Origin of the sequence: Flavobacterium sp. KACC 22763, assembly GCF_028736155.1 — a bacterium.
Classification (GTDB): Bacteria; Bacteroidota; Bacteroidia; order Flavobacteriales; family Flavobacteriaceae; genus Flavobacterium.
Genome location: NZ_CP117879.1, coordinates 4,450,240 through 4,465,819 on the forward strand (window position 1 = coordinate 4,450,240; position 15,580 = coordinate 4,465,819).

Annotated in this window: 16 protein-coding genes; 5 read left to right on the forward strand and 11 right to left on the reverse strand. The window is 33.4% G+C overall.

The window, feature by feature from the left end; translation table 11 throughout:
* Position 1 precedes the first annotated feature (1 nt).
* The 3 genes from PQ463_RS18730 (at position 2) to hflX (ending at position 3,733) form a co-directional block, all read left to right on the forward strand.
* Positions 2 to 1,336 carry a DUF5689 domain-containing protein gene (locus tag PQ463_RS18730; RefSeq protein ID WP_274254976.1) on the forward strand — a complete coding sequence of 445 codons (1,335 nt, stop codon included), beginning with the start codon at positions 2 to 4 and terminating at the stop codon, positions 1,334 to 1,336.
* Positions 1,337 to 1,472: 136 nt separating this feature from the next.
* The gene (locus PQ463_RS18735; RefSeq protein ID WP_274254977.1) at positions 1,473 to 2,330 is read left to right on the forward strand and encodes a hypothetical protein; all 858 of its coding nucleotides are present in this window, start codon (positions 1,473 to 1,475) and stop codon (positions 2,328 to 2,330) included.
* A gap of 167 nt (positions 2,331 to 2,497) precedes the next feature.
* A complete protein-coding gene (hflX, locus tag PQ463_RS18740; RefSeq protein WP_274254978.1) occupies positions 2,498 to 3,733 on the forward strand; it encodes a GTPase HflX in 1,236 nt (411 codons plus the stop codon).
* A 168-nt stretch (positions 3,734 to 3,901) separates the two neighbouring features.
* On the opposite strand, the gene PQ463_RS18745 is transcribed toward hflX, so the two are convergent.
* The 6 genes from PQ463_RS18745 to PQ463_RS18770 all read right to left on the reverse strand — a co-directional run bounded on the left by PQ463_RS18745 (position 3,902) and on the right by PQ463_RS18770 (position 8,057).
* On the reverse strand, positions 3,902 to 4,852 hold the full coding sequence (locus tag PQ463_RS18745; protein WP_274254979.1) for a DUF3078 domain-containing protein: 951 nt from the start codon (positions 4,850 to 4,852) through the stop codon (positions 3,902 to 3,904).
* 78 nt (positions 4,853 to 4,930) lie between these two features.
* Positions 4,931 to 5,440 (reverse strand): DUF2480 family protein, encoded by a 510-nt coding sequence (locus PQ463_RS18750; RefSeq protein ID WP_274254980.1) that lies wholly within the window; start codon positions 5,438 to 5,440, stop codon positions 4,931 to 4,933.
* An 82-nt stretch (positions 5,441 to 5,522) separates the two neighbouring features.
* Positions 5,523 to 5,846 (reverse strand): SUF system Fe-S cluster assembly protein, encoded by a 324-nt coding sequence (locus tag PQ463_RS18755; protein ID WP_008466058.1) that lies wholly within the window; start codon positions 5,844 to 5,846, stop codon positions 5,523 to 5,525.
* Between the two features lie 131 nt (positions 5,847 to 5,977).
* Entirely contained in the window at positions 5,978 to 6,403 is a 426-nt protein-coding gene (locus PQ463_RS18760) for a SufE family protein (protein WP_012023259.1), read from the reverse strand.
* A 2-nt stretch (positions 6,404 to 6,405) separates the two neighbouring features.
* Positions 6,406 to 6,831: a hypothetical protein gene (locus tag PQ463_RS18765; protein ID WP_274254981.1), complete on the reverse strand. Its 426-nt coding sequence runs from the start codon at positions 6,829 to 6,831 to the stop codon at positions 6,406 to 6,408.
* An 11-nt stretch (positions 6,832 to 6,842) separates the two neighbouring features.
* Positions 6,843 to 8,057: an aminotransferase class V-fold PLP-dependent enzyme gene (locus PQ463_RS18770; protein ID WP_274254982.1), complete on the reverse strand. Its 1,215-nt coding sequence runs from the start codon at positions 8,055 to 8,057 to the stop codon at positions 6,843 to 6,845.
* A 221-nt stretch (positions 8,058 to 8,278) separates the two neighbouring features.
* Here PQ463_RS18770 and PQ463_RS18775 point away from each other — a divergent pair, with 221 nt between their 5' ends.
* Positions 8,279 to 9,628, forward strand: a complete 1,350-nt coding sequence (locus PQ463_RS18775) for a serine hydrolase domain-containing protein (protein ID WP_274254983.1) — start codon at positions 8,279 to 8,281, stop codon at positions 9,626 to 9,628.
* A gap of 153 nt (positions 9,629 to 9,781) precedes the next feature.
* On the opposite strand, the gene sufD is transcribed toward PQ463_RS18775, so the two are convergent.
* The 5 genes from sufD to PQ463_RS18800 all read right to left on the reverse strand — a co-directional run bounded on the left by sufD (position 9,782) and on the right by PQ463_RS18800 (position 14,282).
* Complete coding sequence (gene sufD / locus PQ463_RS18780) at positions 9,782 to 11,098, reverse strand: Fe-S cluster assembly protein SufD (RefSeq protein WP_274254984.1); 1,317 nt, start codon at positions 11,096 to 11,098, stop codon at positions 9,782 to 9,784.
* Between the two features lie 66 nt (positions 11,099 to 11,164).
* Entirely contained in the window at positions 11,165 to 11,911 is a 747-nt protein-coding gene (gene sufC / locus PQ463_RS18785) for a Fe-S cluster assembly ATPase SufC (RefSeq protein WP_008466070.1), read from the reverse strand.
* Between the two features lie 11 nt (positions 11,912 to 11,922).
* Positions 11,923 to 12,411 carry a flavodoxin family protein gene (locus PQ463_RS18790; protein ID WP_274254985.1) on the reverse strand — a complete coding sequence of 163 codons (489 nt, stop codon included), beginning with the start codon at positions 12,409 to 12,411 and terminating at the stop codon, positions 11,923 to 11,925.
* Positions 12,412 to 12,418: 7 nt separating this feature from the next.
* A complete protein-coding gene (sufB, locus tag PQ463_RS18795; protein ID WP_111378880.1) occupies positions 12,419 to 13,867 on the reverse strand; it encodes a Fe-S cluster assembly protein SufB in 1,449 nt (482 codons plus the stop codon).
* An 85-nt stretch (positions 13,868 to 13,952) separates the two neighbouring features.
* Complete coding sequence (locus PQ463_RS18800) at positions 13,953 to 14,282, reverse strand: HesB/IscA family protein (protein ID WP_111286450.1); 330 nt, start codon at positions 14,280 to 14,282, stop codon at positions 13,953 to 13,955.
* A gap of 331 nt (positions 14,283 to 14,613) precedes the next feature.
* Between PQ463_RS18800 and PQ463_RS18805 the strand changes: the two genes are divergently transcribed.
* Entirely contained in the window at positions 14,614 to 15,534 is a 921-nt protein-coding gene (locus PQ463_RS18805) for a DUF8428 domain-containing protein (protein ID WP_274254986.1), read from the forward strand.
* Positions 15,535 to 15,580: the final 46 nt, after the last annotated feature.

Consider the following 15,580-nt stretch of genomic DNA (forward strand, 5'->3'; position numbering starts at 1 on the left):
CATGAAAAAACTAATTTTAATTTTTGTATTATCCTTAATCAGCTGCAGTAAAGAAGTTGAAACTCCAGAATTAGCCTGCACTCAGCCCAATCTTTCTGTGAATAAAAGTGTAGAAAAAGTGTATGAGCTTGCGAGTCCAACAGCAAAACAATATTTGTACGATGACATTATAGAGGCTTATGTGGTTTCGAGTGATGAAGGAGGTAATTTCTTCAAAACTATTTCATTGCAGACTAAAGAAACTGAAAAAGTACAGGCAATTGGGTTTAGTGTTCCAATTGATGCAACTAATACTTACATCGATTATCGAGTGGGAAATAAGGTGTTTGTAAAACTTAAAAACCAATTTACAGATTTGTATTATGGTGGTTTAAGAATAGGGAGTTTGTATGTGAGCAATGCTGGCGACCCGACAATTGGAAGAATTTCTCAAAATGAATATAAAAATGTATTAAACGCTTCGTGTACAAATATAGACGAGAATCAATTGGTTAAATCACTTTCTATAGAAAAAGCACTTTCAGATTCTAAGCTAAATACGTTGATAGAATTAAACGATGTGGAATTTACCGAAGCAGCATTAGGACGCCATTATTTTGAAGAATCAAATAATGTTGGAGGTTCAACAAACTGGTATTTAAGAGATAAAACAGGAAATCAGATTATTTTTAGAACCAGCAGTTATGCAAAATTTGCAGATCATTTTGTGCCAGAAGGAAGCGGAACGGTCAAAGGAATTCTAACAAAATTTGGTACAGACTATCAGTTTATGGTTCGTTATGAAAGCGATATTGTGATGAACGGAAAAAGAAATACTCCGCTTTTTGCAGAAGATTTCCAGTCGGTTAAAAATAACGTCAATTTTGTGCTTCCAGGTTGGAGTAATATTGTAGAAAAAGCTACAAAACTCTGGAAAAGCATGGTATATTCTGGAAATGGCTATGCTGAATTTAATACAACAAGCACAACGGCAGCCGAGAATGTGGCTTGGCTTGTGTCGCCTAAAATAAATTTATCAGAATATAAAAATGCAGTACTTTCTTTTAGAAGCGCGCAACACGATTTGAAGATTGATTCTCCATTAAATACTTTAGAAGTATATGTTTCAACTAATTTTGATGGTGCAAGTGTGACTAAAGCAAAATGGACAAAATTGGAAGCAAAAGTCCCAACACTCTCAACTCCTTCCCGTGAGTTTATCAGCTCGGGCGGAATTGATCTTTCTTCTTATTCTGGGAACATAAATATTGCCTTTAAGTATATTGGCTCAGGAAAAGACAAAACATTAAATGGTGCATTTATGGTTGATGATATTAAAATATTTGGAGAAAAGTAAGCGGTATTTTGTAAAAAGGAAATTAATAGGCTGAATTTTAGAGTATTATTGAAAAGTTTGTAGTTTTTGTACTTCAAAGTGTTAAAATCTAATTGAATTTTGTACTTTGGTCATCCCAAATCAATACAAATACCACATGAAAACCTACTTTATTGCCATCTTAATGATGGTGTTTCCTTTCTTGATGCACAGTCAAGACAACGTTAAACTAAAGCAGATTAACATTGTAAAAACAAATTACCAAAACTCTAAAGACGGCGAAATTGTTAACAAAACAATGGTTTTTAAAGAGGGTAAGCTCCAAACGATAACTACTTCAGATGTTGTGCAGCATTTCTATTACAACAAAAATGGATTGCTGGATATGACTGTAAAAGATAAAGTAGGAAGCGACTGGAAAGAAGTAATAAACTATACGTACGATGCTGATAACAACATCACCAAATTTGTAAAAAAATATCAGGAAGGACCTAATTATATTACAAAAGTTGTTTCGTTTGTTTATGAAGGAGCAAGAGTAAAAGTAACAACAAAAAAGAGCACCAATCATCAGAATCTAGTTGACGATATTGAATATCTTGTTGAAAACGGAATTATTGTAAGACGTACTTCTCGCGATAGAAACAAGACAATTATTGGAAAATTAGAATATGTTTATGTAAACGACAATGTGTCAAGACACAAAGGTTTGGTTGGAGATAAAATCTCAAAAACATATACGTACGATGATAAAAAATCGGTTGATCAGTTAATCGTTCAAAGTCTTTTTGGAGATAATTACAAAGTAATTGTACCAATGATTTCATATCATGAAGAAGAATTTGAATTTGAATCGATTTCTTATAATAACGAAATGAATTTCAGCCCATCATCAACAGCTTTAGTTGCGGTGAGCAGAAAATACAAATACAATAAATTAAATTACCCGATTTCTTGTTCTCAGATAGAAGAAAACGGAATTGTGAAAACGGAAAAAACCTTTATTTACGAATAAAAGTTTTAAACTTAGACCATTTATTGACTAAGTGGAACCTTGTTGAGTTTATCTTGACGGGTTCCATTTTTTTTTTGGAGTGTATTCTTCTAAATATAAATGTAAAAACAAAATTGTATAATTGATTGTAGCCGACAAATGATTAAATTTGCACCTTATTCAAGACTATGTTAGAAAAAGAAGTTATAAATTTTGAGAGAACAGTAATTGTTGGTATTGTTACTCAGAATCAAAGTGAAGAAAAACTAAATGAATATTTAGACGAATTGGAGTTTTTGACTTTTACCGCAGGAGGTGAAGTTATTAAACGCTTTTCGCAAAAAATGGAACGCCCTAATCCGAAGACTTTTGTGGGTACGGGAAAAATTGATGACATTAATCTTTTTGTAAAAGAAAACAAAATATCGACTGTAATTTTTGATGATGAATTAACGCCTTCACAGCAGAAAAACATCTCAAGAATTATTGACTGCAAAATTCTAGATAGAACCAACTTAATTCTAGATATTTTTGCGCAGAGAGCTGAAACTTCTTATGCAAGAACTCAGGTAGAATTGGCACAATGCCAGTATTTGCTTCCGAGACTTTCTGGTTTATGGACACACCTTGAGCGTCAAAAAGGAGGTATTGGTATGCGTGGACCGGGAGAAACAGAGATTGAAACCGATAGACGTATTGTGCGTGACAGAATTTCGTTATTGAAAGATAAAATCAAAACGATCGACAAACAAATGAGCATTCAGCGAAGCAATCGCGGTGCAATGGTTCGAGTAGCTTTGGTTGGATATACCAATGTGGGAAAATCGACTTTGATGAATGCAGTTGGTAAAAGTGATGTTTTTGTTGAGAATAAATTGTTTGCAACCTTAGATACAACAGTTAGAAAAGTGGTGATAAAAAACCTTCCTTTCTTACTTTCTGATACAGTTGGATTTATTCGAAAACTGCCAACGCAATTGGTCGATTCTTTTAAAAGTACTCTAGATGAGGTTCGTGAAGCCGATTTATTGCTTCATGTAGTTGATATTTCGCATCCTGATTTTGAAGATCATATTGAATCTGTAAATAAGACTTTGCAAGAAATAAAAAGCAACGATAAACCAACAATTATGGTTTTTAATAAAATCGATGCTTACAAACATCTTATTATTGACGAAGATGATTTGATCACCGAAAGAACAAGAAAATATTGGACGCTTGACGAGTGGAAACAAACTTGGATGAGTAATGTAGGTCAGGATAAAGCGTTGTTTATTTCTGCCAGAAATAAAGAGAATTTCGAAGAGTTCAGAGAGACAGTATACGAAGCGGTTCGCCAAATTCATATCACACGTTTTCCTTACAACAATTTCTTATATCCTGATTATAAGGATGCAGTTGAAAAGGATGAAGATCAGGAATAGTAATTAACCGCAAAGAGCGCTAAGATTATTTAAAGGATTTTCAAAAAACAAAAGTTCGCAAAGCTAAATCTAAATTTAGCTTTGCGAACTTTTGTTTTATATAAAAGCGTAACTTATGAAGATCTTAGCGCCCTTTGCGGTAAAATATTAGCGTTTTTAATTTTCAGATTAAAACCCAAAATTAACTCCTAGACCAAATACTTCTCTTGTTTGGAAACCCTGAAAAGCATTGTCATCGTAGATAGTTTGGAAAGAAAAGTTTGCCGATAGAAATTTATTTACTTTCATGACAATGTTTAAGGAATAATTAATATCAACGTTTTGTGGGTCTTCTAAATAATTTGAATATAGATTTAGAGTGTTTTCGGCAGTTACATTGGTCATAATGGCCAATTTGTAATAGACAGAAGCATAAAATCCGAGTTCATAACGCATGCTTTTGTTAGCATCAACACCAAAATAATATCCATCAGGATAAGGCAAACCTGTGGCAGGATCAATGGCTGTTGTATACGCTTTATCTACAAATGTGAATTTTGAGGTTAGCGGTGCAAAATTTATTTTAAGATTCTCATCTTTAGACCAATAAATACCTGGGCCGGTAGTTAGATAACCTGGAGACATGAATTTGGTGTTTTCAGTTCTGATTTCTTTTCCGTTTGGATCCTGTCCGTAAATATATCCAGTTGTAAATTGTGTTCTAAAGTTTAAGAAATAAGAGTAATACCATTCTCCGAATGCTCTTTTTCCGACAATGGAATTGAATTCGAATCTATCGTCTGTTTTCTTTTCAAAATCGGCATTTTTGGTTTGAAGTAAACCATAGTACGCAAGAACTTTATTATCCCAAGTTAAATCGTCTTTTTTGTAATTGAAGTCGTAATTGATTCCTAGCGTTCCAGAAAAACTATCTTCACCTCCAGCAATCCAATTGTTGAAACTGGATTGGTTTAATAAAAGGGATACGGTTCCTTTTGCCTTCCAGCCTTCTTTTTCAATTGTATCATTGATTTTTTTGACAGCTTTTTCGGTGTTTTGTGCTAGTTCTTTTTCGGTGTTTTGGGCTTGTAAAAATGTGAAATTTACTAAAATGAAAAGTAATAAGGTTATCTTTCTCATGGTTTTTAGTTTAGAGTGTATAATCAAATATACTAAAAACCAATGGAAAGTTAAGGTTTACAGCAGTGTTATTGCAGGTTATTTCTTAGATTCTTTGTATAGAGGCACTGCAGAACATGCTTCACCGTACATAATACTGCGGGCAAATGGCTGTAAATAATTTGTAGCCAAAATATACGCACGCATTGGAACTGGTTTTCTTGAACAGCCTTTTACAATGACTGGTTTACCTTTGTAAACAGAGTAATCTATTTTGCTTAAAAGCTCTTCATAAAGGCTTGCATCAAGGTCTTCTATAGTTCCGTTCACAACTTTTTTTGCAAAAGGCGCCAAATGAACACCAACCAAAATTAATGCCCAAGCGGGAATTATAGCATCTGTACTGCAGTGTACAGCTACGTATTGATCTTGATATTGTGACCAATCATGATTTTTAAGATGTTCTCTAAAGTCTTTTTCTTTCAATAAAAATCCTTCCAAAAGCCATTGCGAAATGTCAATTTGCACTCGCATTCCTTTTGGATAATAATCCTCAAGATCAAAAACTTCTAAAGCACTATTGGCAACTTTATTGATGATTTCTTCCATGATTTTTCTAGTAAACAGTGTTCAGTTTTTTAGTATTCAGTAATTTCTGAACACTAAAAAACTAAATACTGAACACTTTTTATTAAAGCATTCCTAATTCTAATTTAGCTTCTTCGCTCATTAAGTCTTTGCTCCAAGGCGGATCAAAAGTAATTTCAACGTCAACATCTTTAATGTTTTCAATGGCTTTTACTTTTTCTTCTACTTCTCTCGGTAGACTTTCTGCAACTGGGCAGTTTGGTGAAGTAAGTGTCATAAGGATTTTTACTTCGTAATCTGTATTTACCATTACATCGTAAATTAATCCTAATTCATAAATATCTACAGGAATCTCAGGATCGTAAATGCCTTTTAAAACTCTTACGATTGATTCTCCTAATTCGTTTGTGTCTATTTCTTGTTCCATTTTTATTTTTTGTTTTTACCATTAAGATATTAAGAAAATTAAGTTTTGCAGTACGCTTAATTCTCTTCTAATACTTAGAAAATTAAGCTTAGTACTTTATGAATCTTAATGCCTTAATGGTTTAAATTTTTTTAATTTTTGTTTTTAGCATCAAAAGCCAAAGCGTACATTTTGATGTTTTTTATCATCGAAACCAAACCGTTGGCACGGGTTGCAGATAAATGTTCTTTTAAGCCAATTTCGTCTATAAAATCGGTGTCTGCTTCAAGAATATCTTTTGCTTTTTGATTGGAAAAAGCACGAATTAAAATCGCAATTATTCCCTTTGTCAAAATCGCATCGCTATCAGCGGTAAAAACAATTTTATCATCGTTTTGTTCACCTTGTAGCCAAACTTTTGACTGGCAGCCTTTGATTAAATTATCGTCGGTTTTGTATTCTTCTTTAATTAAAGGAAGACTTTTTCCTAATTCGATAATGTATTCATAACGCTGCATCCAATCATCGAACATTGAAAATTCATCGATTATTTCGTCTTGTATCTCTTTTATTGTCATAATTATTCTTTAGAAAAATCAACTAATAAGTTTACTAGTTTTTCGATTTCTTTTGGAGGAAAACCATTGTCAAAACCTGGTGTTTCGTATGTTTTTCCTTCTTTAGTTATTTTTAAATTTCCTATTGCAGCGCCATCATAAGTGCGTTTGTCTGTCGGTGCTTTTAAGGTAGAAAGATTGTCTAAATTAACTTTTGAATATGCTGAAACAATCTCGTTCCATTTCGCATCATTAATCTTGCTTTTAACAGCTTCAGCGTTACGTTCCTTAACAACCGAAACCGATTTGTCTTGTACAGTTATTACTTTATAATAGCCTCTTGAAAGTGCAGAATATTCAATTTGTGTAGATTTCATGTCTGCTTTTTTTTGACTGCAGCATCCCGTAGCAATAAAAAGTGTCAGGAGCAATAATGATACTATTCGCATATTTAGTTTTTTTAGCTTAACATAGCTTGTGCTTTCTTAACCGCCTCAACCATTTGATCAATTTCTTCTTTTGTATTATAGAAAGAAAAAGAAGCGCGAATTGTTCCCGGAATACAGAAGAAATTCATGATTGGCTGTGCACAATGATGTCCTGTTCTAACTGCAATTCCAAGTTTATCTATAATAGAACCAACATCATACGGATGAATTCCATCAATATTAAACGAAATTACAGACGCCTTATTTTTGGTGTTTCCATAAATTCGGATACCTTCAATTTCGTTAAGACGTTTTGTAGCGTGTTCTAACAATTCATTTTCATATTCATGAATTTTATCAAAACCGATCTCGTTTAGATAATCAATTGCAGTTCCTAAAACAATTCCACCAGCGATATTTGGAGTTCCAGCTTCAAATTTATGAGGAAGATCTGCGTAAGTAGTTTTCTCGAAAGTAACCTCTTTGATCATTTCGCCTCCACCTTGATAAGGAGGAAGTTTATTTAACCATTCTTCTTTTCCGTAAAGAATTCCAGTTCCAGTTGGACCGCACATTTTATGTCCTGAAAAAGCATAAAAATCGCAATCTAATTCCTGAACATTTGGTTTTAAATGCGGAACGGCCTGCGCACCGTCAATCAAAACTGCAGCGCCAAATGAATGCGCTTTATCAATAATGTATTTGATTGGATTAATTACACCCAATGCATTTGAAATATGATTTACGGTAACAATTTTCGTTTTATCTGAAAGCAGTTTGTCAAATTCGGCAATGATTAATTCTCCATTGTAATCGATTGGAATAACTTTTAAAACAGCACCAGTTTTTTCGCATAACATTTGCCAAGGCACGATGTTACTATGATGTTCCAATGAAGAAACAACCACTTCGTCTCCAGGTTTTAAAATCGAAGCAAAACCGTTTGCAACTAAATTAATTCCGTGCGTAGTTCCTGAAGTAAAAAGAACTTCATGCGCATGTTTTGCGTTGATGTGATCTTTTACTTTTCCGCGAGAAATCTCATAAGCGTCAGTTGCTAACTGGCTTAAAGTGTGAACGCCACGATGAATGTTGGCATTGATTTCGTTATAATATTTTACTTCAGCATCAATAACAACTTGTGGTTTTTGCGAAGTAGCTCCGTTGTCGAAATATACTAATGGCTTTCCGTTTACAGTTTGAGAAAGTATCGGGAAATCAGCTCTTATTTTTTGAATATCTAGCATGTCTTATTTAGAAAAAATCTATTTACAAAAGTACTAAAACTAAATTTGTTTATACATTAATTCTATAATTTCCTTTTATGGCGCCATTGCTACGAGGCGCTAATGCCGATTCCATAAAAAAACATTCCGTTTTCTGCATTATCCGAATCAGATTTGTAATTTGAGTTCTAAAATCGTGAACATAAATTATTTATATTGCATTAAAAATATCTAACATCGCTATGAAAAAATTTCTAAAAGTACTTGTACTCGCTTTAGTTCTTGCTTTTTTGTATTTCGGATTTACCACTTATCCGAAGCTTGATTTGATTTCTGGTTTCTCAGCCAAAAGTGTTGCATCGGGACATTTTATAGATAATCGTCCATTGGATTTAATTCAAAAAACCGATAATGATATTCATTTATTAGATCTTGCAACAAACACAATTAATGATGCAGGAAAATTTGCAACATCAGCAGTTTATGGTTTGAAAGAAAGGAAAGCGATATACAGAGACGGTTTAGGCGCTTTATTAATTAATGATGATTATGATGTTTCGAAACCATATTTGCTTCCAAAAAGAACAAAATTAGCCAACAATCTTCCTTTTCCATACGGAAATAATGAACCAAAAGATACCGCTTTCGCGAATGTGGATTACGCAAAATTGAAAAAAGCAATTGATGATTCATTCGATAAAAATGGGGGAAAAGCAAAACGTACGCGCGCTGTTGTAGTTTTATATAAAGACAAATTAATCGGCGAAAAATACGATACAGGTTTTAATAAAGACAGTAAAATTTTGGGTTGGTCAATGACAAAAAGTATCACAAGTTCTGCTTTTGGAGTTTTGGCAAAACAAGGAAAGATTGATATTTATAAACCTGCTCTAGTTGCAGAATGGCAAAATGATGAGCGTAAAAATATTACCATAAATGATTTGCTTCACATGAATTCTGGTTTGGAATGGGAAGAGAATTATAGCACGATTTGCGATGCGACACAAATGCTTTTCCAATCTGAAGATATGGGAAAAGTTCAAATGGACAAACCAGCGAAGTACAAACCAAACACGCATTGGTATTATTCTTCTGGAACGACCAATTTATTATCGAGAATTTTAAGAAGCCAATTTAAAACCCAACAAGAATATCTTGATTTTTGGTACAGCGCCGTAATCGACAAAATCGGAATGAACTCGATGATTGTCGAGCAAGATATGAGCGGAACTTTCGTAGGTTCTTCTTACGGATGGGCAACACCTCGTGATTGGTCAAAATTTGGATTACTATATCTAAGAAAAGGAAACTGGAACGGCGAACAAATTCTAGATGAAAGCTGGGTAAAATATACAGCAACACCAACCAATACTTCGGAAGGAAAATATGGAGCGCAATTTTGGCTAAACGCCGGAGGAAAATTCCCTGATGTTCCTCGTGATATGTTTTATTGCAGTGGATATCAAGGCCAAATGGTCGCAATTATTCCATCAAAAGACATGGTGATTGTGAGAATGGGAGTAAGGGAAGAAGAGCCTGGATTTGATTTTAATGGGTTTTTGAAGGGGATTATTGAGAGTGTGAAGAAATAGAGATGTTTTCTTCCTGCAAGGTTTCTAAAACCTTGTAGGTATAGAAACGTAAATATAATACCTACAAGGTTTTGGAAACCTTGCAGGATAGCACAAAAAAACCGATAAACTTTAAAAGCTTATCGGTTTTTCATTTTTAGTAAAAAGAATTTTTTACAAATCAAATCCTAAATTCACGCCTAATTTCATGGCAATGATTTTAGTAATTCTTTGTTTTAATTCTGGTATTTTAATGCTTTCGATAACGGCATTTGAGAATGCGTACATCAATAAAGCTTTTGCTTCTTTTTTCGGGATTCCACGAGACTGCATGTAGAACATTGCTGTTTCATCAAGTTGTCCAACTGTACAACCGTGAGAACATTTTACGTCATCTGCAAAAATCTCTAATTGTGGTTTTGCGTTGATAGTCGCTTTATCACTCAATAAAATATTGTTGCTTTTTTGGAAAGCATTTGTTTTTTGAGCTTCTTTTTCTACCAAAACTTTTCCGTTGAAAACTCCTGTTGAGCGATCAGAAAAAATTCCTTTATAATCTTGGAAACTTTCGCAGTTTGGCTGTGCATGGTTTACCAAAGTATAATGGTCAACGTGTTGTTTGTCGTTTAAAATCGAAATTCCGTTTAATGTACTTGTTAATCTTTCTCCGAAATGGTAAAAGTTTAAGTTGTTACGAGTTAAATTTCCACCAAAAGAGAAAGTGTGCACATAAGCATGACTTTCCTGTTGTTGAGAAACATAAGTGTTGTCAATTAAATTGGCTTCACTATTATCGTTTTGGATTTTGTAATAATCAACAATCGCACGTTTTTGAGCAAAAATCTCAGTAACAGAGTTTGTTAAAACTGGATTTTCGTTTAAACTTTGGTGACGCTCAATAATTTGTACATGTGAATTTTCGCCCACAATAACCAAATTTCTTGGCTGAACCATTAAAGCGGCTTCATTTCCTGTTGAGAAATACATAATCTCAATTGGTTTATCTGCTACTTTTTTCTTCGGAATATTGATAAAAGCACCTTCAATTGCAAAAGCAGTATTCAATGAAGTCAAACTATCATCTTTACTTGCAATTTGATTAAAGTAGGTATCAATAATCATTTTATATTTTGGTTTGGTTAATGCCGATGACATCAAGCAAACATCTATTCCATCATGCGTTGTAGAAGATAAATGCGAACTGAAAACGCCATCGATAAATACTAATTTGTACGTATCAATTTCGTGCAAAAAGTATTTTTTTACTTGGTTAAATTCGATTGCATTTTCTTCCTTTGGAAAAACCGTAAAGTCATTTTTTAAGATGGCATTTAGCGATGTATATTTCCAAGCTTCTTCTTTTTTGGTTGGGAAACCTTTATTTTCGAAGTTTTTTAAAGCATTTGTGCGTATGTCATGTAAATCTGAATGTACATCGACACGCTCTTCAAAAGCCATAAAAGACGATACTAATTTTTCTTTTAAATCCATTTTCTTAGTTGTAAGTTATGAGTTATGAGTTATGAGTTTTTGCAAACTGTAAACTGTAACTGTAAACTAGTTTTCTGCTTTGATCCAGTCGTATCCTTTTTCCTCAAGTTCGTAAGCCAATTCTTTTCCACCAGATTTTACGATTCTTCCGTTGTAAAGAACGTGAACGAAATCAGGAACGATATAATCTAGCAAACGTTGGTAGTGTGTAATGACGATAATTGCGTTTTTGTCGCTTTTTAATTTGTTTACACCATTTGCAACAATTCTTAATGCGTCGATATCAAGACCAGAATCGGTTTCGTCAAGGATAGCTAATTTTGGCTCTAACATTGCCATTTGGAAAATTTCGTTTCTTTTTTTCTCTCCTCCAGAAAAACCTTCATTAAGAGAACGAGAAAGAAATTTACGGTCGATTTCTAACAATTCAGATTTCTCACGAATTACTTTCAGCATTTCGTTTGCTGGCATTTCCTCTTGTCCGTTTGCTTTACGAGTTTCGTTGATCGCCGTTTTCATGAAGTTAGTAACGCTAACTCCAGGAATTTCTACCGGATATTGAAAAGAAAGGAAAACACCTTTATGTGCTCTCTCTTCTGGAGCCAAATCAGCAAGATCTTCTCCGTCAAGAATAACCTCTCCATCTGTAACTTCATAATTTTCGTTTCCTGCAATAACAGCAGAAAGAGTACTTTTTCCAGAACCGTTTGGTCCCATTATCGCGTGAACTTCTCCAGCTTTAACTTCTATATTAATTCCCTTAAGGATTTCTTTATCACCAATCGCGGCGTGAAGGTTTTTTATTGATAACATTGTTCTTTATTTTATATAAATGTCAATTTTATTTTTGTTGTTTGGTTTAGAACATTAGCATTAAAATGCGCGTGTCCTAAATATTCCATGCCTAAATAATCGGCAGATTTTTGAAACGGAATGTAAAAACTTTCGTCAGTCTCATCGTCGTGAGAATTTGATATCACTCCGATTTTTTTTCCTCTTAGTTTTCTTCCGGTCTCTTTTTCAATTCGGATTAAATCTGAAATCCTGTCAAAAAAGACCTTCATAATTCCGCTCATATTATACCAATAAATGGGCGTTGCAAAAATTAAAGTATCATACTTTTCGATAATTCCTCTTATCAGAGGCAAAAAATCATCGCCTATATTTTTGCTTTCGTAATCATAATACGAAATATTATAATCACTTAAATTAACTACATCAATATTATGTTCTTTTGAAAGCGCATCTACAATTTTTGTTGTATTTCCGTTTTTTCTAGAAGAACCTAAAATGATGACTTTTTTATTTTGCATCTTCAAATTAACCTACAGATCCTTCTAAAGAAATCTCTAATAATTTTTGAGCTTCAACAGCAAATTCCATCGGAAGTTTGTTCAAGACGTCTTTACTAAAACCATTTACAATTAAGGCAATCGCTTTTTCAGTCGGAATACCTCTTTGGTTGCAATAGAAAACTTGATCTTCTCCAATTTTACTTGTAGTTGCTTCGTGCTCAATTTTTGCAGATGGATTTTTACTTTCGATGTATGGGAAAGTATGCGCACCGCAATTGTTACCCATTAACAATGAGTCACATTGAGAAAAGTTTCTGGCATTCTCTGCTCTTGGAGAGATTTGCACTAAACCACGGTAGCTATTTTGTGATTTTCCAGCCGAGATACCTTTAGAAATAATAGTCGATTTAGTATTTTTTCCTAAATGGATCATTTTTGTTCCAGTATCAGCTTGTTGGAAATTATTTGTTACAGCAATAGAATAAAATTCTCCTACTGAATTATCTCCTTTAAGTACGCAAGAAGGATATTTCCAAGTTACAGCAGAACCTGTTTCAACTTGTGTCCAAGAAATTTTAGCGTTTGTTTCGCATAAACCTCTTTTTGTAACGAAGTTGTAAACTCCACCTTTTCCTTCTTTGTTTCCAGGGAACCAGTTTTGAACTGTAGAATATTTAATTTCAGCATCGTCCAAAGCGATTAACTCAACTACAGCAGCGTGTAATTGGTTTTCGTCACGGCTTGGAGCAGTACATCCTTCAAGGTAAGAAACGTAACTTCCTTCATCAGCAATAACTAGAGTTCTTTCGAATTGCCCAGTTCCTGCTTGATTGATTCTAAAGTATGTTGAAAGTTCCATTGGGCATTTTACACCTTTTGGAATATAACAGAAACTTCCGTCAGAGAAAACAGCTGAGTTTAATGCTGCATAGAAGTTGTCTTTTTGAGGTACAACAGTCCCTAAATATTTTTTTACTAATTCAGGGTGTTCTTTAATTGCTTCAGAAATCGGACAGAAAATAATTCCTTTTTCTGCCAAAGTTTTCTTGAAAGTCGTAGCTACCGAAACAGAGTCGACAACAATATCCATAGCGACATTGTTCATCTTTTTTTGTTCGTCGATAGAAATTCCAAGTTTTTTGTACATCTCTAATAATTCTGGATCAACATCGTCTAGAGTTTTATTAGGATCTACTTGTTTTGGAGCTGAATAATATGAAATTGCCTGAAAATCTGGTTTTTCATAACGTACGTTTGCCCATTCCGGCTCGATCATTTCTTTCCATGCACGGAAAGCTTCGATACGCCATTCGGTCATCCATTCAGGTTCTTCTTTTTTAAGAGAAATAGCTCTTACAATTTCTTCGTTTAAGCCAATAGGGAAAGTCTCAGATTCTATATTGGTATAAAATCCGTACTCATATTCTTTAGTTTCCAGTTCGATCTTTAAATCGTCTTCGGTGTATTTGCTCATTATTTTTGTTATTGTCTAAAGTTTTGGAGTCTAAAGTTCGAAAGTCAATTGAAGTCTTTATGACTTTACAACTTTCAGCTTTTGACTAAAGAGAGAATGATTCTCCGCAACCGCAAGTTCTGCTTGCATTTGGATTATTGAAAACGAAACCTTTTCCGTTTAATCCGCCAGAAAATTCTAAAATTGTTCCAGCTAAATAAAGGAATGATTTTTTTTCAACAGCAATTTGTATGTCGTTGTCAACGAATATTTTGTCGTCTTCTCCTTTGGTTTTGTCAAATTTTAAATCGTAAGACAAACCAGAGCATCCACCGCTCTTTACACCTACTCTTACGTAGTCGTGTGCGGCGTCAAAACCATCATCAGTCATCAAATCGATGATTTTCTTTTTGGCAGTATCAGAAACTTTTATCATTGTTCTTAGATGTTTGTTTTTAATGAACATTTTTGATCTGTAATGAATTTAGTACAGATTTAAAACGCTAATTTTCAATGTTAAATAGAAATTATCGGCAAAGATACGACTTAAAAACCTTTTTCCATAGCGGTTCACATTATTATAACAAATGTGAAAATAGATAATACTTATTTTGATAAAATCGACTTTGAAATAGTTCTAAAATTTCAAAAGGAACTCCTTTTTAGAATTAAGCTGCAAATATCGCTCCTAAATGTTAAAAAACAAGTATTTCTACTGATTACAACCATTTTTTATTCAATAATTTTGCAGAAAATTAGGAGTAATTATGAAAAAACAAAATGAAATAAAGTGGTTTAAACCCTTGTTTGCTATAATTTTTGTTTTAGGAGTAGGTGCTGTAGTCTTGGTTTTTAGCAGTGAACCTGATAAGAATAATAGTGAAGCTAAAGAGGAAAGTATTGCCAATATAATCTCATTTGAAAGTAAAGAAACAAGTGAGCAGAAGAATATTTTGGATTCTTTAAATGCATTAAAAAAAGCATATGATCAGGCTATTTTAGAAAAAACAGCTTTGTCTAAAGAATTAGAATTAGAGCGTAAAAATGTTGAAAATTTAGTAGCTATTATTAAAGCTTCTAATAATCCATCGGCGGAGCAGATTAGAGTTTATCGAAATCAGCTTTCAGATTTGAATACATCATTAGAAAACAGAGTTCAGGAAATTAAAAAACTGAAATCTCAGAATAAAAATTTATTGACAGAAATAGAAAGCCAGAATGTTGTCATGTACAATCAAAAAGTAGAAAATGACACTTTGCTTTCTAAACAAAAAAAGTTAGAATCGACTTTAAAGGATGCTTCAAAATTGTATTTAAGCAACTTTAAAGCCATTGCACTTCGTGAAAAAAATTCTGGAGCTGAATTGGAAACGACAAAAGCAAAGAATACAAAAAAACTTAAAATTAGCTTTACTGTTAACGGAAATGCTGTTGCAAAGACAGGAAGAAAAGTTTTTTATGTTCAGGTTTTAGATCAGAAAAACACCGTTTTAGGCGATAATAAACTGATTGAATTTGGCAATGATAAAGCGCTTGTTTACAGTTTTATAGTAAGCACAGATTTTCAGGGTAAATCGGTAAATGCTTACGGAATTTTAAATGCTGACCAGTTTAAGAAAGGAACTTATTTTGTGAATTACTTTGATAAGCAGGAAATAATGGGAAGTACTTCGGTAACATTAGAATAAAAGTTTTTTTGACTTTAAAATTTAGCAAAAGGAGTTTGAATTTTCT